Genomic DNA, 23,774 nt, shown 5'->3' with positions numbered 1-23,774 from the left:
TCAGAAAGGGGAAATATCATGGATAACGAAAACCGGATGCGCCAGTGGGCGCACGGCGCTGACATGGTGGTCGGCCAGCTTGAGGCCCAGGGCGTAAAACAGGTCTTCGGCATTCCCGGCGCGAAAATCGATAAAGTTTTCGACTCCCTGCTGGATTCCAGCATCCAGATTATCCCGGTGCGCCACGAGGCGAACGCGGCGTTTATGGCTGCCGCCGTCGGGCGTATCACCGGCAAAGCCGGGGTCGCGCTGGTCACCTCCGGGCCGGGGTGCAGCAATCTCATCACCGGCATGGCGACCGCCAACAGCGAAGGTGACCCGGTGGTCGCGCTCGGCGGGGCGGTTAAGCGCGCGGATAAAGCACGCCAGGTGCATCAGAGCATGGATACCGTGGCGATGTTCAGCCCGGTCACCAAATATTCCGTTGAAGTCTCGTCCTCGGACGCTATCGCCGAAGTGGTTTCTAACGCCTTTCGCGTGGCGGAGCACGGCAGACCGGGCAGCGCCTTTGTCAGCCTGCCGCAGGACATCGTCGATCAACCGGCGCAGGGCAACATTCTGCCTGCGGGCAACGCGCCGAAACTGGGCCCAGCGCCGGATGCGTGTATCGACCACGTCGCCGGGCTGATTCGCAATGCCAAAAACCCGGTCATCCTGCTGGGCCTGATGGCGAGCCAGCCGGAGAACAGCCGCGCGCTGCATCGCCTGCTGGAGAAAAGCCATATTCCCGTTACCAGCACTTATCAGGCAGCGGGCGCGGTGAATCAGGAGCACTTCACGCGCTTTGCGGGCCGCGTCGGGCTTTTCAACAACCAGGCGGGCGACCGCTTGCTGCATCTGGCGGATCTCATTATCTGCATCGGCTACAGCCCGGTGGAATATGAACCTGCCATGTGGAACTGCGGTAACGCCACGCTGGTGCATATCGACGTGCTGCCAGCGTATGAAGAGAGCCACTATGCGCCGGAAATCGAGCTGGTGGGAGATATCGCGGGCACGCTGGAAAAACTGGCCGGGCGCATCGAACAGCCGCTGGTGTTAAGCGACCGCGCGTCTGAAATCCTGATCGACCGTCAAAATCAGCGCGAGCTGCTGGCGCGCCGGGGCGCGCAGTTAAACCAGTTCGCCCTGCATCCGCTGCGTATCGTGCGCGCCATGCAGGACATCATTAACAACGACGTGACGCTGACCGTAGACATGGGCAGTTTCCATATCTGGATCGCCCGCTATCTCTACAGCTTCCGCGCCCGCCAGGTAATGATTTCGAACGGTCAGCAGACCATGGGCGTGGCGCTGCCGTGGGCCATCGGCGCATGGCTGGTGGATCCGTCGCGCAAAGTGGTTTCTGTTTCCGGCGATGGCGGTTTTCTGCAATCGAGCATGGAGCTGGAAACCGCGGTGCGCCTCAAAGCCAACGTGTTGCACATCATCTGGGTGGATAACGCCTACAACATGGTGGCGATTCAGGAAGAGAAAAAATACCAGCGGCTTTCAGGGGTGAGCTTCGGGCCGGTGGATTTCAAAGTTTACGCCGAAGCATTCGGCGCGGCCGGGTTCGCGGTGGAAAGCGCGGAAGCGCTGGAGCCGACGCTGCGCGCCGCGATGGATGTCGACGGGCCGGCGGTGGTCGCCATTCCGGTGGACTACAGCGATAACCCGCTGCTGATGGGCCAGCTCCATCTCAGCCAGATTCTCTGACTTACCAAAAGGAACGGATTATGAAAAAAGTAGCACTGGTTACCGGCGCAGGGCAGGGGATTGGTAAAGCCATCGCCCTTCGACTGGTCAAAGACGGTTTTGCGGTCGCGATTGCCGATTACAACGCTGAAACGGCCAATGCCGTGGCGCAGGAAATCAACGAGCAGGGCGGCAGCGCCGTGGCGGTGACCGTGGATGTGTCGAAACGCGACCAGGTGTTCGCCGCAGTAGAGCAGACCCGTAAAGCGCTCGGCGGCTTCGACGTTATCGTCAACAACGCGGGTATCGCGCCGTCAACGCCGATTGAGACCATCACCGAAGAGGTGATCGATAGAGTCTATGACATTAATGTTAAAGGCGTTATCTGGGGCATGCAGGCGGCGATTGAAGCGTTCAAAGCCGAAGGCCACGGCGGGAAAATCATCAACGCCTGTTCGCAGGCGGGCCACGTCGGCAACCCGGAACTGGCGGTCTACAGCTCCAGTAAATTCGCGGTGCGCGGCCTGACCCAGACCGCCGCGCGCGACCTGGCGCCGCTCGGTATCACCGTAAATGGCTTCTGCCCGGGCATTGTGAAAACCCCGATGTGGGCGGAAATCGACCGTCAGATCTCCGAAGCCGCCGGCAAACCGCTCGGCTACGGCACCGAAGAGTTCGCCAAACGCATCACGCTTGGCCGCCTCTCCGAGCCGGAAGATGTCGCCGCCTGCGTTTCGTTCCTGGCAGGCCCGGATTCCGACTACATGACCGGCCAGTCACTGCTGATCGACGGCGGTATGGTATTTAGTTAATTCTTATCATCTATCTTTTCGGACATGCCGAAAGCCCACCGTTACTGCGGTGGGTTTTTTTATGGCGAGGTAAAAGGTTTATTCGTGGTGTTTTTCGATGTTATCGTGGCTGTCTGTTTGCCAGGTTTCATTATTAATATCGAACTGCGTATGACCATATTTGCGTTCACGGACAATCATCAGGATGTGTTTATCGAGGCAATTATCAGGGGCTTTGATTCCGTCAAAGCAGAGACGATCTTCTTTACCCAGCGTTTGATAACCTTTGCTAAAATCGTAAATATAATAGTTTCTGAAAATCGCAACGGATTTATTTTTCAGCGAATAGCGAGCCAGAAGATCCGACCTTTGCTTAACCCACCATGTGATTTTTTCTTCAGGCGATGAGGGGAGCTTTTTAACCACTATCACAGGCGCAAAATCGTCGCGATGCACGTCCACAATGTCAACTTTCTCGTTACCTTGCATTGAATACAAGACGGTAGCAGTATCATTGTAAAATTTATAATAACCACTGTCTTTAATTTCATTTCAACGATCCTTTAGCGTAATAGTGGTCACATTTATTTTGTTTCCGGACTTTAATTATGCGGTATGTTTTTAATGTTCGTTATGCTATGCAGGCACTAACTGTATTCAAATCAGAATATATTTATACCGTTGCGCTTGTTTTCAGTGATTCACTTCTGGATTCTAAGATGGATGTTGAAGTTATTCCATTATGCATGCGTGTTCCAACTTTACGTAAAAGGATTTATGAAAATGAGAAATAGTAATTTCGATATCAGGGAGGGAACCCTCCGGCTGATGACGCTGGGCGAAATAGCGATGGCCCGACGCGTGTTTGGTAATAGCATTGTGTATAGCCGTGTCTGGATACATTGTGACAGCTATTTTCCGTTTGGCTTACAAAGTAAAGGCGTTGCAATGGCACCCGATGGAGAGTTGTGGTTCAGGAAGGAGGGCTATAAGCCTGATTTTTCTGCCAGCAATGTGTTAATTCAGTCGAGGCATGTCTTTATCCATGAACTTGGTCATGTCTGGCAGCATCAACATGGACAATGGGTACGAACCCGGGGATTGTTCAGTTGGGCCGCAAATTACTTTTATCAGCTTGATAAAAGTACGCTTATCGATTATTCACTTGAGCAGCAGGCTTCGATTATTGCTGACTACTGGTTACTTCTTGTTTACGGTATGCAAACCTGGTTGGCTTTCCAGGCCGAAGGAAAACAGGGCAGATACAGAGGTAAAGACCGGCTTGCCGATATTCCCCGTCTTTACCAGAAAATTGCCACCGGACGAGGCTGACAGATGAAAGAACATCTCCTGAAATTTTCATTAGTACTGCTGGCAGGCTGCGCAGGGCCAGGCGATCGTTTACCGGATATTCAGCCGGGTCATGTAGAAATGAACGGCAATACGCCCTGCATCACTTATGCGGTTAAGCCTGGCGATCGTCTCTCATACATTGAAATCGCTAATCACAGCAGCGCAGGTGACAGTTTTCAAAAAATTGTGCGTGAAGATGCGCTGTATCCGCAGCAGGGCGAGTGTCTGCCGACGCTGGGTTATCATTTCGAAAGCGGCAATAAATATGTGGCGTATTACAGCGTGGATAATCCGCGTGATGAACGAGAACGCATTATTGAAGTGAACTTTTTGATGCCATAAATTCGCCAGAGCAGCCATTCCCGAACAATAAAAAGCCCCTGTCGGGGCTTTTTAATAAAGACGCGTAGCGTTTATTACCGGGCGCTGAATAACGCCGTTCATACCTTCAACAAATGACAGTAATCAGTCTTTGCTCTGCAACAGGAAGCGATAAATCAGACCGCCCACTATGCCGCCAACCACCGGAACGACCCAGAAAACCCACAGTTGCTGTAAAGCCCAGCCGCCCTGGAAAATAGCCACAGCGGTGCTTCGCGCTGGGTTCACCGACGTGTTGGTGACAGGAATGCTGATGAGATGAATCAGCGTCAGGGCGAGACCAATCGCCAGCGGCGCAAATTTCGCCGGCGCGTTTTTATCCGTGACGCCATGGATAATCAGCAGGAAGAACGCCGTCAGTACCAGCTCAGTCAGGATGGCTGCCGAAAGGCTATAGCCATCCGGCGAGTGTTCGCCATAGCCGTTGGCGGCAAAGCCGCTCGCGACGGCGTCAAAGCCCGGTTTACCGCTGGCAATCGCATACAGCACGCCCGCCGCGGCAATACCGCCAATGACCTGGGAAATGATGTAAGGAATGACATCCTGAAAGGTAATACGTCCACCCGCCCATAAACCCAGCGTGACGGCCGGGTTAAAATGACCGCCGGAAATATGCCCTACGGCATACGCCATGGTCAGGACGGTCAGACCAAACGCCAGCGCAACCCCCGTAAAACCAATGCCCAGCTCAGGATACGCGGCGGCAAGCACCGCGCTCCCGCAGCCACCAAACACCAGCCAGAATGTGCCGAAAAATTCAGCCGCACTTTTTCTCAACATATTATTTGTCCTTATTTACACTATGACCGCTACGTATTTATTTAGCGGCGGAATATCATAGCGTTTAAAATAAATAACGGAACCAGGCGCTATTCTTAATCAGGAAGGAAATGTTGCGAGTTGTGCAAAAATGATAATTCAATGTGAATTTAAAAGGTTGAATTTATCCTGTGCTAAGGTGTTGTTGAGTTAATGTTTATTTTAAATTAGTTAAATATGAGTTTTACTTTGGCTTTTATAGTATGCATAAAACCTGATTCACTTAATAAACCTGATCTCACAGTTAATTAAAAAAGAAAAAATATTTTAATATATGCTGATGTAAAAAATTTAATCAGAAATACCGTATGATTTTTCTATGAACTCTATGTACAAACTATTTGTGATTCTCTAAGCGTCGTTGTGTTGCAAAAACCAGCCCGGGAGAGGGGCGCGATCACGTGTGATGATTACTGTAGTAAAGCTTATAACCCCGCCAGAACTGCTCTTGTAACGTGGTACAGACTGATAGAATTACAACGTAGAGCAAAAAACCGGGCCTGTGCCTGAAATTTTTTGTGAAGTCCTTATCTGGCGTACAAATTTCTGTAAAATCAGAGCCCACCCAATATCGTTGAGAACTATGCTATGGCTGGCGTGAATAAAACTCACCTGACGGAAACAGACATCATCACGAAATACATTTTGCCCGCAGTTAAGGATGCGGGCTGGGATGTGATGTCTCAGATCCGCCAGGAAGTGAAACTTCGTGATGGTAAGATTGTGGTGCGCGGTAAGCTTGCCTCGCGAATCAAAGTAAAATCCGCCGATATCGTGCTGTACCACAAGCCGAACTTACCGTTAGCAGTTATCGAAGCCAAAGCCAATAAGCACGCCATCAGCAAAGGAATGCAACAGGGCCTGGATTACGCCAGCCTGCTTGATGTGCCCTTTGTGTTTGCCTCCAATGGTGACGGGTTCCTTTTCCACGATAAGACCAACCCGCAGCATCTCGAAACTGAAATTGCTCTCAGTGACTTCCCTGCGCCCGAACTGCTCTGGCAAAAATATTGCGCCTGGAAAGGATTTACGCAGGAACAACTGCCCGTCATCAGTCAGGATTACTATGATGACGGTAGCGGAAAATCCCCGCGTTACTATCAAATGCAGGCGATCAACCGGACGGTAGATGCCGTCTCAGCGGGTAAGAACCGTATTTTACTGGTTATGGCGACCGGTACCGGCAAAACCTATACCGCTTTCCAGATAATCTGGCGGCTCTGGAAAGCCAAAAACAAAAAACGCATCCTGTTCCTCGCGGACCGTAACATTCTGGTCGATCAAACTAAACGCAACGATTTTCAGCCGTTCGGCAACGCCATGACTAAAGTGACCGGACGCACGATTGACCCGGCCTATGAAGTCCATCTGGCGCTCTACCAGGCCATTACCGGGCCGGAAGAGCATCAAAAAGCCTATAAGCAGGTGGCTCCAGATTTTTTTGATCTGATTGTGATTGATGAATGCCACCGTGGCAGCGCGTCGGAAGATTCCGCCTGGCGGGAAATTCTGGAGTATTTCAGTAGTGCCACACAGATTGGCCTGACGGCGACGCCGAAAGAAACCGAAGAAGTCTCCAATATCGATTACTTCGGTGAACCCGTTTATACCTATTCCCTGAAAGAAGGCATTGAAGACGGCTTTCTCGCGCCATACAAAGTCGTCCGCGTTGATATCGACATCGACATGCAGGGCTGGCGACCGATTAAAGGCCAGCTTGATAAATACGGTAAAGAGATAGAAGACCGTATCTACAACCTAAAAGATTTTGACCGCACGCTGGTGATAGATGAACGCACCATGCTGGTGGCACAAACTATAACTGATTATCTCAAACGCACAAACCCGATGGATAAAACCATCGTCTTTTGTAATGACATCGATCACGCTGACCGTATGCGTCATGCGCTGGTGGTGCTGAACGCAGAAGAAGTGTTGAAGAACGACAAATACGTGATGAAAATCACCGGCGATGACGATATCGGCAAGGCGCAGCTCGATAACTTTATCAATCCCAAAAAAGCCTATCCCGTCATCGCCACGACATCAGAATTGATGACGACCGGTGTCGATGCCCAGACCTGTAAGCTGGTGGTGCTGGATCAAAACATCCAGTCGATGACCAAGTTTAAGCAGATAATCGGTCGCGGCACGCGCATCAACGAAAAACACGGCAAGCTGTGGTTTACCATTCTCGACTTCAAAAAGGCAACAGAACTGTTTGCCGATCCACGTTTTGACGGCGTGCCAGAAAAAGTGCTGGTAGTGAAACCCAACGACATTTCTGATAAAGATTCCGATTTTAACGATCGGTTAGATTCAGAAGATAGCGTTGATGATGCCAGTGACGCCGCCAGCGAAGCGCGGGAAGACCTGGCAGAATATCAGGTGGACCGCCACAAAATGGCAGGCAGCGGTGAATTCTATGACGATGACGAAAGCAAAACCCGTAAGTTCTATGTAAATGGCGTACAGGTGAAAGTGCTGGCAAAACGTGTCCAGTACTATGATGCCGACGGCAAACTCGTGACAGAATCCTTCCAGGACTACACCCGTAAAACCTTGCTTAAAGAGAGTGAGTACGCGTCTCTGGATAGCTTCGTGCGCAAATGGCAGGAAGCGCCACGCAAGCAGGTCATCATCGAAGAGCTGGAACAATTGGGCATCCTGTGGGATGTCCTGGCGGAAGAGGTGGGCAAAGATCTCGACCCGTTTGATTTGCTCTGCCATGTCGTGTACGGTCAGCCGCCGTTAACGCGTAAGGAACGCGCCGCCAACGTGCGTAAGCGCAATTACTTCACGAAATATGCTGAACCGGCGCAGCAGGTACTTAGCACACTGCTTGATAAATATGCCGATGACGGCGTTCAGGAAATCGAAGACGTTAAAGTGTTGAAGCTAAAGCCCTTTGATACGCTGGGCCGACCAATAGAGATAATCAAAACCCGCTTTGGCGACAAACAGGCTTATGAGAAAGCCGTTAACGAACTGGAAAACGAGATCTACCAGCTACCGCCGCGCTCAGCCTGATAACGAACAACCCTGTTGCCACTGGCCGCGCCTGCGCCCGGTGGCATCCTTTTTTAAGTATGGAAAGAACACATGTCGATTAGCTCAGTCATTAAATCCCTTCAGGACATTATGCGCAAAGACGCTGGCGTTGACGGCGATGCTCAGCGCCTCGGGCAGCTTTCATGGCTGCTGTTTCTGAAAATTTTCGATACCCAAGAAGAAGAGCTGGAACTGGAGCAGGATGATTACCAGTTCCCCATCCCGCAGCGCTACTTATGGCGCAGCTGGGCGGCGAACAGCGAGGGCATCACCGGCGATGCGCTGCTGGAATTTGTTAACGACGATCTGTTCCCGACGCTTAAAAACCTCACTGCGCCTATCGATAAAAACCCGCGCGGCTTTGTGGTCAAACAGGCGTTCAGCGATGCCTACAACTACATGAAAAACGGCACGTTGCTGCGCCAGGTGATCAACAAGCTCAACGAAATCGATTTCAGCAGCAGTCAGGAACGCCACCTGTTTGGCGATATTTACGAGCAGATCTTAAGAGATCTGCAAAGCGCCGGTAACGCGGGCGAGTTCTACACGCCGCGTGCCGTAACGCGCTTTATGGTTAACCGTATCGACCCTAAATTGGGCGAGTCGATTATGGATCCGGCGTGCGGCACCGGCGGCTTTCTCGCCTGTGCGTTTGACCACGTAAAAGAGCATTACGTCAAAACCACTGAAGACCATAAAACGCTGCAACGACAGGTCCACGGCGTGGAGAAAAAGCAGCTTCCGCACCTGCTATGCACCACCAATATGCTGCTGCACGGAATTGAAGTGCCGGTGCAAATCCGCCATGACAACACGCTCAACAAACCGCTCTCCTCCTGGGATGAGCAGGTTGATGTGATTGTCACCAACCCGCCGTTTGGCGGCACCGAAGAAGACGGCATTGAGAAAAACTTCCCGGCAGAGATGCAGACCCGTGAAACGGCAGATCTGTTCCTGCAGCTGATTATCGAAGTGCTGGCCGACAAAGGCCGTGCGGCGGTGGTGTTGCCGGACGGCACGCTGTTTGGCGAAGGCGTAAAAACCAAAATCAAAAAGCTGCTCACCGAAGAGTGCAACCTGCACACCATCGTGCGTTTGCCTAACGGCGTATTCAACCCGTACACCAGTATCAAAACCAATATTCTGTTCTTCACCAAAGGCCAGCCAACCAAAGAGATTTGGTTCTACGAGCATCCGTATCCAGATGGCGTGAAGAACTACAGCAAAACCAGACCGATGAAGTTTGAAGAGTTCCAGGCGGAAATCGACTGGTGGGGCAATGAAGCCGACGGCTTCGCCAGCCGCGAAGATAACAATCAGGCGTGGAAAGTCAGCATCGATGAGGTCATTGCCCGCAATTTCAACCTTGATATTAAAAACCCGTACCAGGGTGAAACCATCAGCCACGACCCGGATGAGCTGCTGGCACAGTACCAGGCGCAACAGACGGAAATCCGCGAACTGCGCAACCAGTTGCGCGATATCCTCGGCGCTGCACTCTCTGGTAACAAGGAGGCGAACTGATGCGCGTTGAGAAATTATTAACCGACCATATCGACATCTGGTCTTCCGCGCTGCAAACCCGCTCTACTGCCGGGCGCGGCAGCAGTGGCAAAATCGATCTCTACGGCATTAAGAAGCTGCGCGAGTTGATTCTGGAACTGGCGGTGCGCGGCAAACTGGTGCCGCAGGACCCGAACGATGAACCGGCATCTGAGCTGTTAAAGCGTATTGCTGCGGAAAAAGCCGAGCTGGTTAAGCAGGGGAAAATTAAAAAGCAGAAGCCGCTGCCGGAAATTCGCGAGGAAGAAAAACCGTTTGAATTGCCGAGCGGGTGGGAGTGGGTGAGGTTTGGTAATATTTACGAAATGGAATATGGCGACAACTTACCTCAAGAAAAAAGAACTAATACTGGTCAATATAATGTTTATGGCTCCAATGGGGTTGTTGGTACGCACAACGCAGCCTGCGTTAATTCACCATGTATAATTATTGGAAGAAAAGGTTCTGCGGGTGCATTGAACTTATCTCTTAATCCCGGATGTTGGGTAACAGATGTTGCATATAGCACTATCCCTCCTATAGCAATGAATCTCGATTTCGTATTTCTGCAGTTTCATACACTTGGTCTTGACTCATTGGGTAAAGGAATTAAACCAGGATTGAATCGAAATGATGCATATGGATTAGCGGTTGCAATCCCTCCTCAAAATGAGCAAGAAAATATTGTATTAAAAGTCAATGAATTAATGTCCCTCTGCGACCAACTGGAACAACAATCTCTGACCAGCCTGGATGCCCATCAGCAACTGGTGGAAACGCTGTTGGCGACGCTCACCGACAGCCAGAATGCCGAAGAACTCACTGAGAACTGGGCGCGAATCAGCCAGCATTTCGACACGCTGTTTACCACCGAAGCGAGTATCGACGCGCTTAAGCAAACCATTCTGCAACTGGCGGTGATGGGAAAACTGGTGCCGCAGGATCCTAGCGACGAACCGGCTTCTGAACTGCTTAAGCGTATTGAGCAGGAAAAAGCGCAACTGGTGAAAGAAGGAAAAATTAAAAAACAAAAACCGTTGCCGCCAGTCAGTGATGAAGAAAAACCCTTTGAATTGCCGCAGGGGTGGGAGTGGTGCCGGTTGGGTGTATTATTTTACTTCCTAAATGGCTATGCATTTAAAAGTGAATGGTTTAGCGATAATGGAATTCGATTGGTCAGAAATGCCAATATATCCCATGGGCATATTAATTGGGCTGATTCAGCGAGATTGCCTGAGTCTAGGCTCTCTGAGTTTGAAGGATTTAGCTTGAATGTTGGAGATATTGTCATATCACTTGATAGGCCTATAATTAATAGTGGGTTAAAATATGCATTTATACGCGAGTGCGATTTACCCTGCCTTTTACTACAGCGAGTAGCTAAGTTTAACAGTGTGGGAAATATGATACTTAGTGGCTTTTTAAGTAAATGGTTGGAGTCTAATTATTTTATTAATGCCATTGATCCCGGTAGAAGTAATGGTGTGCCACACATTTCTACTAAGCAGCTTGAAATGACCCTTTTTCCTCTATTATCTCAAAATGAACAGGATAAAATAATCTCGAAAGCGAATGAACTTATTCAAGTTTGCGACACCCTCAAATCCCGCCTCCAGTCTGCCCAACAAACCCAGCTCCACCTGGCGGATGCGCTCACTGACGCGGCCTTAAACTAAGGAAGGGAACAGACAATGCCGGTTCATCATGCTATCTGGCGGGTGGGGGAAAACCCTCAGCCGCTGTCCATCAGCAAACTCTCCAGCGAACAATTGCTGGAGAAAATGATCCTCAACGATCCGACCATTCTCTCAGACCAGTGGATGATCATCGGTCATCAGGAAAATACCCTTGATAAAGGGCGTATCGACCTGCTGGCGATAGCGCCGGATGCCTCGCTGATCCTGATTGAGCTTAAGTGCGACCGCACGCCGCGCGAGGTGGTCGCCCAGGCACTGGATTACGCCTCCTGGGTGGATGACTTAACGGGCGATCGCCTCTCGCAAATCTATGAGAAATTTTCAGGCGGCGGCAACCTCGGCGACGCCTTCAAACAACGGTTTAACACCGAACTGGAAGAAGAGTCGCTCAATCAGTCGCACCAAATCATCATCGTGGCGGCGGAGCTGGATCCGTCTACCGAGCGTATCGTTGATTATCTCAGTAAAAATGGTATCTCGATTAACGTGATGTTCTTTAAAGTGTTTCAGCACGGTGAGGAACAGTTCCTGAGCCGCGCCTGGCTTATTGACCCAGGCGAGACGCAAACCAACGCCGTGCAGTCGACGACCGGGGCCAGTACCAAAGAGCCGTGGAACGGCGAGTTTTATGTCTCGTTTGGTGATCCGCTCAGCCGATGTTGGGAAGAGGCGCGCCTCTACGGATTTGTCAGCGCCGGCGGTGGAAGCTGGTACAGCCAGACGTTCAAACAGCTTGCGCCCGGCGACCGCGTCTGGGTAAAAATTCCGGCGAAGGGGTATGTGGGCGTCGGTATCGTGCAGAGCGCCGTCGAGCCTGCCAGCAGTTATACAATTAATACCGAAGAAGGCGAAAAGCTCGCAACAGAGGTGCTGAAATACAGCGATCTCTACCGGCGTAATGCTGATGACCCTGACAAGTCCGAATATTTTGTGCCGGTAAAATGGCTTGAGACGCGCAGTGAACAGGATGCGGTAAACGAGGTGGGTTTCTTCGGTAACCAGAATACCGTCTGCAAACCGACCACACCGAAATGGCGTCACACCGTTGATAAACTGAAGCGCTACTTCACAAGGTGGGACGTACCGGCCTGAATCAGCGGGATAAAGATTCGGCTTTTGACGCCGAACCCGTTACCGGGAAAATCACTAAAAGCGTGCGGGCATAATCTCTTTATTGTGCCCGCATTTTTTATGCTCTTTTCAGGCACAAGAGTTTTTCTGGAATAAATACAGCAGTACGGCGACAGAGTCTGCGGTGAGCGCGATGGTGAGAGAAAAGCAGCACAAACAAAATGGCGTCCCCTGCAGGAATCGAACCTGCAACTAGCCCTTAGGAGGGGCTCGTTATATCCATTTAACTAAGGGGACGAGGCGGCGTCAGTATACCGATTTTTACACCGCCGTTAAGGGCTTAGCCGCCTGTTCGGTTAAACAATCGCCATCGTCAGCGGTTTTGTGAGCCGCGCCCGGTTTCGTTTTCACGCGCTTTTTGTTCCTTTTTCAGACGCGCTTTCTCTTCCGATTTCTTCTTATTGCTCATGTCGTTACGGATCTGCGCATGGCTTAACAGCGCGAAGATAAACGTACCGCCGATGATGTTGCCCGCAAGCGTCGGCAGGGCGAACGGCCAGAAGAATTCGCTCCAGTGAATGGTGCCGTTAAAGACGAGATAGAGGATCTCGACGGTGCCCACCACGATATGCGTTGTGTTGCCGAGCGCGATAAGCCAGGTCATCAGGATAATCACCACGATCTTCGCGGCACCCGCAGACGGGAACATCCACACCATCGTCGCGATGATCCAGCCGGAGATAATCGCGTTCGCGAACATTTCCCCTGGCGTGTTGTGCATGACTTCCATGCCGATGGTCACAAACGCATCGCGCGTCGTCTCATCAAAAATCGGCATAAATTCAAACGCCAGCGCCGCAAGGCCGGTGCCGATGATATTACCGAGCAGCACCACGCCCCAGAGGCGCAGGAGCAACAGCATATTGGTGCCGGTCGGGTTCTGCATCACCGGCAGCACCGCCGTGACGGTATTCTCGGTAAAGAGCTGCTGGCGCGCCATGATGACGATGATAAAACCAAAGGTGTAGCCGAGGCTTTCCAGCAAAAATCCGCCGGGAATGCCTTCCAGGTGGACGTGGAAAATACCTTTGGCCAGCAGCGACGCGCCCATCGACAGCCCGGCGGCGATGGCCGACCAGAACAGCGCCATCGCGTCGCGTTCCATCTCTTTCTCGCCATCCTGGCGGATGTGCTCGTGGATGGCCATCGCGCGCGACGGCAGTTCCTCTTCATCCACTTCTATTTCTTCTCCGCTCTCTTTTTCTTCACTTTCGACTTCCAGCTCATCCGCCTCGCCGATTTTTTCCTCGCCAGGTTTGCTCATTATGTACTCCAGTTAAATAAGGGAATGCATTAAGCGTAGCGCGTCGGCGAACGTTATCAGGAAAAACAGACAATTCAGCCTGCGTGATGAATATTTTGCGAGGCATCGCGCAGGGTTTCACCGCCTGCGCAGTCCGCGGGGTGGCCGCGTCATTGCCCTGTGGTACTATTCCCGACTCGCCTGAAAGGAGCTGTCCCATGTTAGAAGCCCGGAATCTTGCCTGCCTGCGCGACGAGCGGCTGCTGTTTCGCGCGCTCTCGTTTCGCGTGTCGCCGGGCGAGATTGTGCACCTGACCGGCGCGAACGGGGCCGGGAAAACCTCGCTGTTGCGCCTGCTGGTCGGGCTGGCGCGCCCGGAAGAGGGCGAGGTGTACTGGCGCGGCGAACCGCTTGCGCATCAGCGCTCTGCCTTTCATCAGGAATTGCTGTGGCTCGGCCATCTGCCGGGTATCAAAGTGGCGCTTACCGCCGATGAAAATCTCGCGTTTTATCACACGCAGACCCGGCGCGAGGCGCGCTGGCAGGCGCTTGCCGCCATCGGGCTTGGCGGGTATGAAGATCTCCCGGTTGAACAACTCTCAGCAGGCCAGCAGCGCCGCGTAGCGCTGGCAAGATTGTGGCTTAGCGAAGCATCACTGTGGGTACTGGATGAACCGCTAACGGCGCTTGATGCCGCAGGCGTGGCGACGCTGACGAGGCGTCTTGAGGCGCACGCGGCACGCGGCGGCGCGGTGATAGTCACCACTCACCAACCGCTGGCGCTTAACGTTGCGCACCGCACATTAACCCTGACGCCGGAGCCCGCCGCATGATGGGCCGCATTATCCGCCGCGAGCTGCGTCTCGCCGCGCGTCACCGGGCGGAACTCCTTAACCCGCTGTGGTTTTTTCTGGTGGTGATTGTCCTGTTCGCGCTTGGCGCAGGCCCGGAGCCGCAGCTGCTCGCGCGCATCGCGCCAGGCGTGGTGTGGGTGGCGGCGCTGCTCGCCTCGCTGCTGGCGATGGACCGGCTGTTTCGCGACGACGCGCGCGACGGCGCGCTGGAACAGCTCATGCTGTTGCCAACACCGCTGCCGGTGGTGGTTATCGCGAAAGTGACCGCTCACTGGGTGGCGACCGGGCTGCCGCTGGTCGTGCTCTCGCCGCTGGCGGCGCTGCTGATGGGACTGAACGGCTATGCGACGCTGACGCTAATGCTGACGCTGCTGCTTGGCACGCCGACGCTGAGCTTTCTCGGCGCGCTGGGCGCGGCGCTGACGGCCGGGCTGCGCCGCGGCGGCATCCTGTTGAGCCTGATTATTCTGCCGCTTGCGATCCCGTTGCTGATTTTCTCCACCGCCGCGGTGGATGCCGCCGTGATGCAGTTGCCGGTCGGCGGGTTTTTCGCGCTCTCCGGCGCGTTTTTAACAGCAAGCGTCACGCTAATGCCGTTCGCGACGGCAGCGGCGCTGCGTATCACTATTCAGTAGGCCCGGTTTCGCGGGCGATAATTTTATGTGAGCAATAGCATGTGGAAATTCTTACACCCCTGGGCGCGGCCTGAACGGCTTTACGGCCTCTGCCAGCGGCTCACGCCGTGGTTCGCGTGGCCGGGCGCCGTGATGCTCGCGACGGGCTGTATCTGGGGTTTTGTTTTTGCGCCGCCCGATTACCAGCAGGGAGACAGCTACCGCATCATGTATCTGCACGTTCCGGCGGCGATGGGCTCGATGGGCATTTACGCCTCAATGGCGGTCGCGGCGTTTATCGGGCTGGTGTGGCAGAACCGGGCGGCCGACCTGGCCGTGATGGCGATGGCCCCGGTGGGCGCGGTCTATACCTTTATCGCGCTGGCGACTGGCTCCGCCTGGGGGAAACCGATGTGGGGCACCTGGTGGATCTGGGATGCGCGGCTCACTTCCGAGCTGTTGCTGCTCTTTTTATACGCGGGCGTCATCGCGCTCTGGCACGCCTTTGACGACCGCCGCCTCGCGGGCCGCGCCGCGGGCGTACTGGTGCTGGTGGGCGTGGTGAATCTGCCCATCATCCACTACTCGGTGGAGTGGTGGAACACGCTGCATCAGGGCTCCACCAATATGCAGCAGAGTATCGACCCGAGCATGCGCGCGCCGCTGCGCTGGAATATCGCCGGTTTTCTGTGCCTGTTTGTGACGCTCACGCTGATGCGCCTCGGCAACCTGTTGTTGCTTCAGGAGCGCCATCGCCCGTGGGTGGCCGCGATGCTGGAGAAAAAATCATGACCGCCGCGTTGACCTCATTTTTCCTGATGGGCGGCTACGCCTTTTACGTCTGGCTGGCGGTGGCGATGACGGTGATTCCGCTGGCGATGCTGATAGCGCATACGCGTCTGGCGCGCCGCGCGCTGCGCCGGGATATCGCGAAACGTCAGGCGCGTGAGCGCCGACGCCAGGGCGCGGAGGTGTCGCGATGAACCCGCGTCGTAAAATGCGCCTGTGGGTCGCGCTTGCGGTGCTGGCAGGCCTCGGGCTGACGATGGCGCTGGTGCTCTACGCGCTGCGCGCCAATATCGATCTCTTCTATACGCCGGGTGAAATTCTCTACGGCAAAGGTGCCTCGCAGGAGAAACCACAACCGGGCCAGCGGCTGCGCGTCGGCGGCATGGTGATGCCAGGGAGCGTGAAGCGCGACAGCCAGAGCCTGAAGGTGAGCTTTCGTCTCTATGACGCGCGCGGTGTGGTCGATGTGGATTACGACGGCATTCTGCCCGATCTGTTTCGTGAAGGGCAGGGCGTGGTGGCGCAGGGCGTGCTGGGCGAGGATCAGCGCATTCACGCGCGCGAAGTGTTGGCAAAACATGACGAAAACTACACGCCGCCGGAGGTGAAAGCGGCGATGGATGCCAACCACACGCGTCCGCCGCAGGCGTATAAGGACAACCGCCCATGATGCCGGAAATCGGGAATTTCTTGCTGTGCCTCGCCGCAGGCCTCGCGCTGCTGCTCACGCTCTGGCCGCAGTGGGGCGCGATGCGTCAGGCACCGCGGCTGATGGCGCTGGCGCGCCCGCTCGCCTGCGCGCTTTTCGCCTGCCTGCTGGGCGCGTTTCTTATCCTCGTGCATGCCTTTGTGGTGAACGATTTCACGGTGCTCTATGTGGCGAGCAACTCCAACACCGAGCTGCCGGTCTGGTATCGCGTGGCCGCGACCTGGGGCGCGCACGAAGGCTCGCTGCTGCTTTGGGTGCTGCTGATGGGCGCGTGGACGCTGGCGGTCGCGATGTTCAGCCGCGCCATGCCGCAGGAGGCGATCGCCCGCGTGCTGTCGGTGATGGGCGGGATTAATTTCTGTTTCCTGCTGTTTATTCTGCTGACCTCAAACCCCTTCACGCGCACACTGCCGGAATACCCGATTGAAGGGCGCGATCTCAACCCGCTGCTGCAGGATATCGGGCTGATTTTCCATCCGCCGCTGCTGTATATGGGGTATGTCGGGTTTTCGGTCGCGTTCGCCTTTGCGGTGGCGTCGCTTTTAACCGGGCGGCTCGACACCGCCTGGGCGCGCTGGTCGCGCCCCTGGACGCAGGCGGCGTGGGTGTTTCTGACCATCGGCATTGTGCTTGGCTCCGCCTGGGCCTATTACGAACTCGGCTGGGGCGGCTGGTGGTTCTGGGACCCGGTAGAAAACGCCTCACTGATGCCATGGCTCGCAGGCACCGCGCTGATGCACTCGCTGGCGGTGACGGAAAAGCGCGGCAGCTTCCGCGCCTGGACAGTGCTGCTCGCCATCACCGCGTTTTCGCTCTGTCTGCTCGGCACGTTCCTGGTGCGCTCCGGCGTGCTGGTCTCCGTGCACGCATTCGCCTCCGATCCGGCGCGCGGCATGTTTATTCTGGCGCTGCTGGTGATTGTTATCGGCGGCTCGCTGCTGCTCTATGCCGTGAAAGGCGGCAGCGTCAGGGCGCGGGTGGGCAATGCGCTCTGGTCGCGCGAAAGTTTTCTGCTCGGCAACAATATTCTGCTTATCACCGCCATGCTGGTAGTGCTGCTCGGCACGCTGCTGCCGCTGGTGCATAAGGCGCTGGGGCTGGGGTCGATTTCCGTCGGCGCGCCGTTTTTCAATGTGCTGTTCAGCGCGCTGATGGTGCCGTTCGCGCTGTTGCTCGGCGTCGGGCCGCTGGTGCGCTGGCGGCGCGATGAGCCGCAAAAGCTGCGCCGTCGCCTGCTGGTGGCGCTGGTCGTTACGCTCGCTGCCTCGCTGATGCTGCCCTGGCTTTTGCAGGACAGCATTAACGCGATGACGGTCGCCGGGCTGATGATGGCGGTCTGGGTGCTGGTGTTAACGCTGATGGAGCTGCTTGAGCGCGCCACGCACCGTCATAGCCTGTGGCGCGGGCTGGGGAAATTAAGTCGCAGCCAGTGGGGGATGACGCTCGGGCACGTAGGGCTTGCGGTAACGGTTATCGGCATCGCGTTCAGCCAGAACTACAGCGTGGAGCGCGACGTGCGCATGACGGCGGGCGACAGCGTTGATATTCATCATTACCGTTTTGTGTTTCGCGAAGTGCGCGACGCGCAGGGGCCGAACTGGCGCGGCGCGGTCGGGATTATCGATGTGCTGCGCGACGGTAAACCCGAGGCAACGCTGCGCGCCGAAAAACGCGCCTATAACAGCAACCGCGTGGTGATGACCGAAGCCGCCATCGACGGCGGGCTGACGCGCGATCTCTACGCGGCGCTCGGTGAAGAACTCGATGACGGCAGCTGGGCGGTGCGCCTTTATTACAAACCGTTTGTCCGCTGGATCTGGTACGGCGGGCTGCTGATGGCGTTCGGCGGGCTGCTTTGTCTGCTCGACCCGCGTTACCGGCTGAAAAAAATCCAGGAGGCCGCATGAGACGCCGTATTTTACTTCTCCCGCTGGCGCTGTTTCTGCTGCTCGCCGCCGTGCTGTTCTGGCAACTGACGCGCAACGCGGCGGGGGACGATCCGTCTCAGCTCGAATCCACGCTGGTGGGCAAACCGCTGCCCGCATTCCGGCTCGCCGCGCTTGATGACCCGAACGTGACCTACGATCGCGCCGCTCTCCTGAACGGCAAACCGCTGCTGCTTAACGTCTGGGCGACCTGGTGCCCGACGTGCCGCGCCGAACATCAGTTTCTCAACGGCCTGGCCGCGAAGGGCGTACGGATCGTCGGGCTTAACTATAAAGACGATCGCGCTAAAGCCGTGGCCTGGCTCAACACGCTCGGCAACCCTTACGCGCTGAGCCTGTTTGACGGCAGCGGAATGCTCGGGCTTGATCTGGGCGTGTATGGCGCGCCGGAGACGTTTGTTATCGACGGGCGCGGCGTGATTCGCTATCGCCACGCGGGCGATCTGAATGACCAGGTGTGGCGGCAGGACGTCAAACCACTGTGGGATGCGCTGAATCAGGAGGTCGAGCCGTGAAACGTCTGTTAAGCCTGCTGGCTGGCCTGCTGCTGGCGTGTCATGTTTCTGCCGCCATTGAGGCGTACCCTTTTCAGAACGAGGCGCAGGAGCAGCAGTTCCGCGAGCTGACCAGCGCGCTGCGTTGCCCGAAATGCCAGAACAACAGCATCGCTGATTCCGGTTCGATGATCGCGGCCGATATGCGCCAGAAGGTCTATGAGCTGATGCAGCAGGGGCAGAGCCGCGAACAGATTGTGGCGTATATGGTGGCGCGCTACGGGAATTTCGTGACCTACGATCCGCCCGTTACGCCCGGCACGATCCTTCTCTGGCTGCTGCCCGCGCTCTTTGCGGCAGGCGGCGTTGCCGTGCTGGTGACCCGCGCGCGTCGCACCCGCCGGGAGCCGCTCGCGCTTGACGAAGACGAACAGGAGCGGCTGCGCGCGCTGCTTCGCGAAGAAGGAAAACGCCCGTGAGCGCGTTAATCATGGTTATCGTCGTCCTGCTGGTGGGCGTTACGGCGCTGGTCTTCTGGCCGTGGCGCGAGCGGGGCGCGGTCAGCCGCGATGCGCTGAACCGCACACTCTATTACTCGCGCCTGCGGGAGCTTGACGAGGAGCCGCCCGAGGCTCGTCAGGCGCTGGTGGTGGAATTACAACACAGCCTGCTGGCGGATATCCCCGAGCCGCGCGGGCAGAAAACGAGTCACACGGGTAATGGTGCGTTGCTGGCAGGCGTGCTGCTGGTCGTGGCGGTGAGCGGCGGGCTGTTCATGGCGACGCATAGCCTTAAACAGGTGAATGACTGGCAAGCGGCGGTGCGCGAGACGCCTTCACTGGTGGCGCGCGTGATGGATCCGCACGCAACACCGCTCACGGTGGAGGAGCTGACGCGCCTCGGGCTTGGGCTGCGCACGCGTTTGCAGGACGACCCGCATAATGGCGCGGGCTGGGCGATGCTCGGGCGCATTGGTATGGTGCTCAATAATGCTGATACCGCTACAGAAGCGTTTAAACGCGCCTGGCAGCTCAATTCGCAAAGCATCGAAGCGCGGCTCGACTATGCTGAAGTGCTGGCGCGCTCGCCGCAGCCGGACGATAACCGCCTCGGCGAGCAAATGCTAAAAGACGTCGCGGCGCAGGCACCTGATAATCTGCGCGCGCAGGGGCTGCTTGCCTTCAGCGCGTTTCGCCAGCAGCGCTATACGGAGGCGATTGCCGTCTGGCAGTCGATGCTGACGCGCCTGCCGCCGGGCGATGCGCGCCGGGCGGCGGTCGTGCGCGGCATTGCGCAGGCGCGCGTGGACAGCGGCATGGACAACGCGAGACTGGCTGTTAAAATCACGCTCTCACCCGTTTCGAAAAAAGCCTTACCAGATAAAGGGATACTCTTTATCAGCGTGACGGATGGCGCATCAAACGTACCGGTGTTGGTGAAAAAATTGCCGCTGGGCCATTTTCCGCTGACAATTACGCTTGATGACGCTGACGCGATGCTCCCGGACAGGGGGCTTGAACACGTCACGCAGGGCATTGTGAAGGTGCATATTTCCCGGGACGGCAACGCGGCCGTACAACCCGGAGACTGGACAGGCGAGCGCCGCTTCACCACGCTCAACCCGGCAGCGCCGGTGGACGTCCTGGTCGCGCCTTCGCCATCAGGAGCGGGTTAGTTACCATTTACAGGGAGACTGCTATGAACTTTCGCCTTACCGGGCTTGCGCTGGCGGCCACGCTTTTAGTGGGCTGCGCCAGTTCGTCAGAGCCGCAGCAAGGGCGTTCCGACCCCTTTGAAGGGTTCAACCGCACCATGTTTACTTTTAACTATGACGTGGTGGACCCTTATGTGCTGCGCCCGGTGGCTGTCGCCTGGCGCGACTACGTGCCGCAACCGGCGCGCAACGGGCTGGGCAACTTCACCAGCAACCTTGAAGAACCCGCCTCAATGCTTAATAAATTTCTGCAGGGCGACCCCTACCAGGGGATGGTGCACTTTACCCGTTTCTTCCTGAACACCCTGCTGGGGATGGGCGGTTTCATCGACGTGGCCGGTATGGCGAACCCGAAACTGCAGCGCGAAGAGCCGCACCGTTTCGGCAGCACGCTCGGCACCTATGGCGTCGGTTACGGGCCGTATGTGCAGTTGCCGTTCTACGGCAGCTTTACGCTGCGTGAAGATGTCGGCGATATGGCGGACACCACTTATCCGGTGCTCTCCTGGCTGACCTGGCCGCTGTCGCTCGGCAAATGGGCGGTGGAAGGCGTGGAGACCCGCGCGCAACTGCTCGATTCCGACGGCCTGCTGCGCCAGTCTTCCGATCCTTACATTCTGGTGCGTGAGGCCTATTTCCAGCGTCACGACTTTATCGCCAACGGCGGTAAGCTTAAGCCAAATGAAAACCCGAACGCGCAGGCGATTGAAGGCGATCTCAAGGATATCGATTCGGAATAAAACGCCGGATGCGATCATTCTTAAGGTAAATAAAAAAAGCGGGCCGAGGCTCGCTTTTTTTATTTCCGAACGATAAAGCGCAATAAAAAAGGCGAGCCGCAGCTCGCCTTTGTCGTGACAGAGCAATCAGAAACGGTAGTTAAAGTTCACGCCATACAGCCACGCTTTACCTTCAGATTTGAAGGTGTACGGGCCTTCGGTGAATTCCACGTGCTGGCCGTGCATGTAAGAAACACCGGCATCGACAGAGGCGTCTTCATTGAAGGCGTAAGTGGTACCGGCGCTCAGCCACAGACGGTCCTGGTCAGGAATGGAAATAGAGCGCTGTTGTTCTGGCACCGGGCTGTCATCAAAGGCGATACCGGTACGGAAGGTCCAGTTGTCGTCCATATAATAGGTGGTGCCGAGGGCGATGCGGTACGCGTCTTTATATTTCTCTTCTTTCTTAAACAGGGTGTCGCCGTTGCTGTTGGTCGCTTTCAGCTCCTGGAACTGGCTCCAGCTGGTGTAGGTCAGGCTGTAGTGAATCGCCCACTGCGGCGCGATACGGTTATAACCAGACACTTCCCACATTTCAGGCAGGTTCAGGGTCAGCGAGCCGCCGGTGGTTCTGCCACCCGTGCCGTAAGGCAGGCCGAGGCCCAGCGCGGCGTTAACAGGGTTAAGGGCTGCCGGCAGGCTGCTCTTATAGTCGCCGTCGAAGTCGATTTTCACTTCAGAGCGGTAGGTCAGCGAGTAGCGGTTGTTCTTATCCAGTTCATACAGGATACCGGCATTCCAGCCAAAGCCCCACTCGTCGCCCTTCAGGTGCGCAATCTGGGTGTCGCTGTTAATACCGCCTGCAGCCGCGCCAAGCTGTGCCGCAGTCTGCGGATCGATCTTGCCGGACTGCACGAGTCCCGGTAAGCCGCCTGCGATGATTTGCGGCAGATCGCCCGCGTAACGCTCGATCTTGGCGCGCGCATACACGGCGTCGAAGCCCAGGCCGAAGCTCCAGTGGTTATCGAGACGATACGCGCCGCTGAGGTTCAGGTTCAGCGTTTCGAGATCGGTTTTACCGCCGACAGAACCTGCGGCATAGCTGTTGCTATATTCGGTGGCGAGGCCGTAGTTGGAGGTGACGGACGCCCCCCAGCCAAACTGCTCGTTGATCGGCGCGACAAAGTGCAGGTTCGGCACCCAGGCGGTCGGCGCGATGTTATCGGCGTTAAGGCTACGTCCCGTCGGGGAACGGCCAGACACATTCACATCCGGGTCAACGAAAATCGCGCCGCCGGAGAATGTCGGGCGATCGAACATGGTAATCAGCGCCGGGTTGCGGCTGACGTTGCCCGCGTCATCCGCAATAGCGCCTTCCCCGGAATAGGCGCGGCCCAGACCGGAGGCAGAGAATTCGTTTAACTGGAAACCTGCGGACCAGGCCTGAGAAGACACGATTGCCACTGCGACTGCTAAAGCAGATTTGGTAAACAGGGTTTTCTGGCGCATGACCATAACCTCATCCATTTATTTTTATTCAAATAATGTTACGTGACGTAACAGGAGCGCGGAGTGTAGGGTCTGAGGTACGGCATGGAAATCAGACCAGTGGCGAGAGTATAGGTCCGACCAGCAGAGATGTTGCAAGTATGTTTATAAGTTTTTTCAATTGTGATCTAAGAAACGCGATCCGTTTAGCAAAATTTTGGGGTTCAGAAATTCATCAATCTGGTGATTATTGTTTTAGATCATTTTTAAGTGTGATTTCGGTCACTTATAAGCGTAAACGGGAAGAACAGGTAGAGCGGTGGCGGCGCGGGGCGTAAAATAGCCTTATCCCTTTTCAGGAAATACAGAGGAAATCACCATGACCAAATGCAGTGCTGATGAAACCCCGGTTTGCTGCTGTATTGATGTAGGCACCATTATTGATAATACCGATTGCGTCGCCTCTTACAGCCGCGTGTTTGAAAACCGCGCCGACGCCGAAGCCACGCTCGCGGCCCTCACCGCCAAAGCGCGTGAAGTCGAATCTGAGCCGTGCCAGATCACCCCGCGCTTTACTGAAGAAGCCGACGGCGTGCGTCTGGATATCGATTTTGTTTTCGCCTGCCAGGCGGAAACCGTTATTTTCCAGTTAGGTCTGCGTTAATCCCATCGCTTACGCCCCGGCACTCCGGGGCGCATCTCTTGTTACGTAATTCGTGTTTTGCCTCGCAATTTTTCCTTTATGTGATTGGCTGAATGTAA

At 55.6% G+C, this 23,774-nt stretch carries 23 protein-coding genes and 1 tRNA gene; 19 read left to right on the top strand and 5 right to left on the bottom strand.

The features are described 5' to 3' along the window. Positions 1-18 precede the first annotated feature (18 nt). Both alsS and G9X48_RS18490 read left to right on the top strand, forming a co-directional pair. Positions 19-1,698 (top strand): acetolactate synthase AlsS, encoded by a 1,680-nt coding sequence (gene alsS / locus G9X48_RS18495; RefSeq protein WP_007847733.1) that lies wholly within the window; start codon positions 19-21, stop codon positions 1,696-1,698. 20 nt (positions 1,699-1,718) lie between these two features. Then, positions 1,719-2,489 (top strand): (S)-acetoin forming diacetyl reductase, encoded by a 771-nt coding sequence (locus G9X48_RS18490; RefSeq protein WP_004388540.1) that lies wholly within the window; start codon positions 1,719-1,721, stop codon positions 2,487-2,489. Between the two features lie 78 nt (positions 2,490-2,567). Here G9X48_RS18490 and G9X48_RS18485 read toward each other — a convergent pair whose 3' ends face one another. Beyond that, entirely contained in the window at positions 2,568-2,957 is a 390-nt protein-coding gene (locus tag G9X48_RS18485) for a DUF943 family protein (protein WP_015386461.1), read from the bottom strand. Between the two features lie 294 nt (positions 2,958-3,251). Here G9X48_RS18485 and G9X48_RS21555 point away from each other — a divergent pair, with 294 nt between their 5' ends. Together G9X48_RS21555 and G9X48_RS18475 are read left to right on the top strand one after the other, a co-directional pair. Beyond that, positions 3,252-3,800, top strand: coding sequence for a hypothetical protein (locus tag G9X48_RS21555; RefSeq protein WP_032988796.1), 549 nt, complete (start codon positions 3,252-3,254; stop codon positions 3,798-3,800). A 3-nt stretch (positions 3,801-3,803) separates the two neighbouring features. After that, on the top strand, positions 3,804-4,163 hold the full coding sequence (locus G9X48_RS18475; RefSeq protein ID WP_007847727.1) for a putative T6SS immunity periplasmic lipoprotein: 360 nt from the start codon (positions 3,804-3,806) through the stop codon (positions 4,161-4,163). A 123-nt stretch (positions 4,164-4,286) separates the two neighbouring features. Here G9X48_RS18475 and aqpZ read toward each other — a convergent pair whose 3' ends face one another. After that, positions 4,287-4,982, bottom strand: a complete 696-nt coding sequence (aqpZ, locus tag G9X48_RS18470) for an aquaporin Z (protein ID WP_004385019.1) — start codon at positions 4,980-4,982, stop codon at positions 4,287-4,289. Positions 4,983-5,609: 627 nt separating this feature from the next. Between aqpZ and G9X48_RS18465 the strand changes: the two genes are divergently transcribed. From G9X48_RS18465 to G9X48_RS18445, 4 genes are all read left to right on the top strand, one after another. Further along, positions 5,610-8,051: a DEAD/DEAH box helicase family protein gene (locus G9X48_RS18465; protein WP_007869747.1), complete on the top strand. Its 2,442-nt coding sequence runs from the start codon at positions 5,610-5,612 to the stop codon at positions 8,049-8,051. 72 nt (positions 8,052-8,123) lie between these two features. Continuing rightward, positions 8,124-9,596 carry an N-6 DNA methylase gene (locus tag G9X48_RS18460; RefSeq protein WP_038879929.1) on the top strand — a complete coding sequence of 491 codons (1,473 nt, stop codon included), beginning with the start codon at positions 8,124-8,126 and terminating at the stop codon, positions 9,594-9,596. After that, entirely contained in the window at positions 9,596-11,290 is a 1,695-nt protein-coding gene (locus G9X48_RS18455) for a restriction endonuclease subunit S (protein WP_007869734.1), read from the top strand. Before G9X48_RS18460 ends, G9X48_RS18455 begins: the two co-directional genes overlap by 1 nt. A gap of 15 nt (positions 11,291-11,305) precedes the next feature. Then, positions 11,306-12,403: a nuclease gene (locus tag G9X48_RS18445; RefSeq protein WP_038879935.1), complete on the top strand. Its 1,098-nt coding sequence runs from the start codon at positions 11,306-11,308 to the stop codon at positions 12,401-12,403. Between the two features lie 201 nt (positions 12,404-12,604). Here G9X48_RS18445 and G9X48_RS18440 read toward each other — a convergent pair. Together G9X48_RS18440 and G9X48_RS18435 are read right to left on the bottom strand one after the other, a co-directional pair. Then, positions 12,605-12,679, bottom strand: a tRNA-Arg gene (locus tag G9X48_RS18440). Between the two features lie 76 nt (positions 12,680-12,755). Further along, positions 12,756-13,706 (bottom strand): formate/nitrite transporter family protein, encoded by a 951-nt coding sequence (locus G9X48_RS18435; RefSeq protein WP_014728364.1) that lies wholly within the window; start codon positions 13,704-13,706, stop codon positions 12,756-12,758. 197 nt (positions 13,707-13,903) lie between these two features. Here G9X48_RS18435 and ccmA point away from each other — a divergent pair, with 197 nt between their 5' ends. Genes ccmA through mlaA form a run of 10 tightly spaced genes read left to right on the top strand, consistent with a single transcriptional unit; the run spans position 13,904 to position 21,545 of the window. Next, positions 13,904-14,518 carry a cytochrome c biogenesis heme-transporting ATPase CcmA gene (gene ccmA, locus G9X48_RS18430; RefSeq protein ID WP_007869663.1) on the top strand — a complete coding sequence of 205 codons (615 nt, stop codon included), beginning with the start codon at positions 13,904-13,906 and terminating at the stop codon, positions 14,516-14,518. Further along, positions 14,515-15,174 carry a heme exporter protein CcmB gene (gene ccmB / locus G9X48_RS18425; RefSeq protein ID WP_038879938.1) on the top strand — a complete coding sequence of 220 codons (660 nt, stop codon included), beginning with the start codon at positions 14,515-14,517 and terminating at the stop codon, positions 15,172-15,174. Before ccmA ends, ccmB begins: the two co-directional genes overlap by 4 nt. Positions 15,175-15,213: 39 nt before the next feature. Continuing rightward, entirely contained in the window at positions 15,214-15,945 is a 732-nt protein-coding gene (locus G9X48_RS18420; RefSeq protein WP_038879940.1) for a heme ABC transporter permease, read from the top strand. Continuing rightward, complete coding sequence (gene ccmD, locus G9X48_RS18415) at positions 15,942-16,136, top strand: heme exporter protein CcmD (protein ID WP_038879943.1); 195 nt, start codon at positions 15,942-15,944, stop codon at positions 16,134-16,136. The genes G9X48_RS18420 and ccmD overlap by 4 nt, the downstream gene beginning before the upstream one ends. Further along, positions 16,133-16,612 (top strand): cytochrome c maturation protein CcmE, encoded by a 480-nt coding sequence (gene ccmE, locus G9X48_RS18410; RefSeq protein WP_007869651.1) that lies wholly within the window; start codon positions 16,133-16,135, stop codon positions 16,610-16,612. Before ccmD ends, ccmE begins: the two co-directional genes overlap by 4 nt. Beyond that, the gene (locus G9X48_RS18405) at positions 16,609-18,558 is read left to right on the top strand and encodes a heme lyase CcmF/NrfE family subunit (RefSeq protein WP_038879946.1); all 1,950 of its coding nucleotides are present in this window, start codon (positions 16,609-16,611) and stop codon (positions 18,556-18,558) included. The genes ccmE and G9X48_RS18405 overlap by 4 nt, the downstream gene beginning before the upstream one ends. After that, positions 18,555-19,112 carry a DsbE family thiol:disulfide interchange protein gene (locus G9X48_RS18400; RefSeq protein ID WP_007869645.1) on the top strand — a complete coding sequence of 186 codons (558 nt, stop codon included), beginning with the start codon at positions 18,555-18,557 and terminating at the stop codon, positions 19,110-19,112. Before G9X48_RS18405 ends, G9X48_RS18400 begins: the two co-directional genes overlap by 4 nt. Further along, positions 19,109-19,570, top strand: a complete 462-nt coding sequence (locus tag G9X48_RS18395; protein ID WP_038879948.1) for a cytochrome c-type biogenesis protein — start codon at positions 19,109-19,111, stop codon at positions 19,568-19,570. The genes G9X48_RS18400 and G9X48_RS18395 overlap by 4 nt, the downstream gene beginning before the upstream one ends. Beyond that, positions 19,567-20,766 (top strand): c-type cytochrome biogenesis protein CcmI, encoded by a 1,200-nt coding sequence (gene ccmI / locus G9X48_RS18390; RefSeq protein WP_038879950.1) that lies wholly within the window; start codon positions 19,567-19,569, stop codon positions 20,764-20,766. The genes G9X48_RS18395 and ccmI overlap by 4 nt, the downstream gene beginning before the upstream one ends. 23 nt (positions 20,767-20,789) lie before the next feature. Beyond that, positions 20,790-21,545: a phospholipid-binding lipoprotein MlaA gene (gene mlaA, locus G9X48_RS18385; RefSeq protein ID WP_004387036.1), complete on the top strand. Its 756-nt coding sequence runs from the start codon at positions 20,790-20,792 to the stop codon at positions 21,543-21,545. A gap of 126 nt (positions 21,546-21,671) precedes the next feature. Here mlaA and fadL read toward each other — a convergent pair whose 3' ends face one another. Beyond that, the gene (fadL, locus tag G9X48_RS18380) at positions 21,672-23,033 is read right to left on the bottom strand and encodes a long-chain fatty acid transporter FadL (protein ID WP_032976169.1); all 1,362 of its coding nucleotides are present in this window, start codon (positions 23,031-23,033) and stop codon (positions 21,672-21,674) included. A gap of 358 nt (positions 23,034-23,391) precedes the next feature. Here fadL and G9X48_RS18375 point away from each other — a divergent pair, with 358 nt between their 5' ends. After that, positions 23,392-23,676 (top strand): YfcZ/YiiS family protein, encoded by a 285-nt coding sequence (locus G9X48_RS18375; protein WP_004387038.1) that lies wholly within the window; start codon positions 23,392-23,394, stop codon positions 23,674-23,676. Positions 23,677-23,774 lie beyond the last annotated feature (98 nt).

Origin of the sequence: Cronobacter sp. HA18006 (genome assembly GCF_011605445.1) — a bacterium.
GTDB classification, from domain to species: domain Bacteria; phylum Pseudomonadota; class Gammaproteobacteria; order Enterobacterales; family Enterobacteriaceae; genus Cronobacter; species Cronobacter sakazakii.
This window is presented reverse-complemented; position numbering and strand designations above follow the sequence as displayed.

Coding starts and splice junctions, on each gene's coding strand:
- alsS (WP_007847733.1), top strand. CDS start 19: ATGGATAACGAAAACCGGATGCGCCAGTGGGCGCACGGCGCTGACATG.
- G9X48_RS18490 (WP_004388540.1), top strand. CDS start 1,719: ATGAAAAAAGTAGCACTGGTTACCGGCGCAGGGCAGGGGATTGGTAAA.
- G9X48_RS18485 (WP_015386461.1), bottom strand. CDS start 2,957: ATGCAAGGTAACGAGAAAGTTGACATTGTGGACGTGCATCGCGACGAT.
- G9X48_RS21555 (WP_032988796.1), top strand. CDS start 3,252: ATGAGAAATAGTAATTTCGATATCAGGGAGGGAACCCTCCGGCTGATG.
- G9X48_RS18475 (WP_007847727.1), top strand. CDS start 3,804: ATGAAAGAACATCTCCTGAAATTTTCATTAGTACTGCTGGCAGGCTGC.
- aqpZ (WP_004385019.1), bottom strand. CDS start 4,982: ATGTTGAGAAAAAGTGCGGCTGAATTTTTCGGCACATTCTGGCTGGTG.
- G9X48_RS18465 (WP_007869747.1), top strand. CDS start 5,610: ATGGCTGGCGTGAATAAAACTCACCTGACGGAAACAGACATCATCACG.
- G9X48_RS18460 (WP_038879929.1), top strand. CDS start 8,124: ATGTCGATTAGCTCAGTCATTAAATCCCTTCAGGACATTATGCGCAAA.
- G9X48_RS18455 (WP_007869734.1), top strand. CDS start 9,596: ATGCGCGTTGAGAAATTATTAACCGACCATATCGACATCTGGTCTTCC.
- G9X48_RS18445 (WP_038879935.1), top strand. CDS start 11,306: ATGCCGGTTCATCATGCTATCTGGCGGGTGGGGGAAAACCCTCAGCCG.
- G9X48_RS18435 (WP_014728364.1), bottom strand. CDS start 13,706: ATGAGCAAACCTGGCGAGGAAAAAATCGGCGAGGCGGATGAGCTGGAA.
- ccmA (WP_007869663.1), top strand. CDS start 13,904: ATGTTAGAAGCCCGGAATCTTGCCTGCCTGCGCGACGAGCGGCTGCTG.
- ccmB (WP_038879938.1), top strand. CDS start 14,515: ATGATGGGCCGCATTATCCGCCGCGAGCTGCGTCTCGCCGCGCGTCAC.
- G9X48_RS18420 (WP_038879940.1), top strand. CDS start 15,214: ATGTGGAAATTCTTACACCCCTGGGCGCGGCCTGAACGGCTTTACGGC.
- ccmD (WP_038879943.1), top strand. CDS start 15,942: ATGACCGCCGCGTTGACCTCATTTTTCCTGATGGGCGGCTACGCCTTT.
- ccmE (WP_007869651.1), top strand. CDS start 16,133: ATGAACCCGCGTCGTAAAATGCGCCTGTGGGTCGCGCTTGCGGTGCTG.
- G9X48_RS18405 (WP_038879946.1), top strand. CDS start 16,609: ATGATGCCGGAAATCGGGAATTTCTTGCTGTGCCTCGCCGCAGGCCTC.
- G9X48_RS18400 (WP_007869645.1), top strand. CDS start 18,555: ATGAGACGCCGTATTTTACTTCTCCCGCTGGCGCTGTTTCTGCTGCTC.
- mlaA (WP_004387036.1), top strand. CDS start 20,790: ATGAACTTTCGCCTTACCGGGCTTGCGCTGGCGGCCACGCTTTTAGTG.
- fadL (WP_032976169.1), bottom strand. CDS start 23,033: ATGCGCCAGAAAACCCTGTTTACCAAATCTGCTTTAGCAGTCGCAGTG.
- G9X48_RS18375 (WP_004387038.1), top strand. CDS start 23,392: ATGACCAAATGCAGTGCTGATGAAACCCCGGTTTGCTGCTGTATTGAT.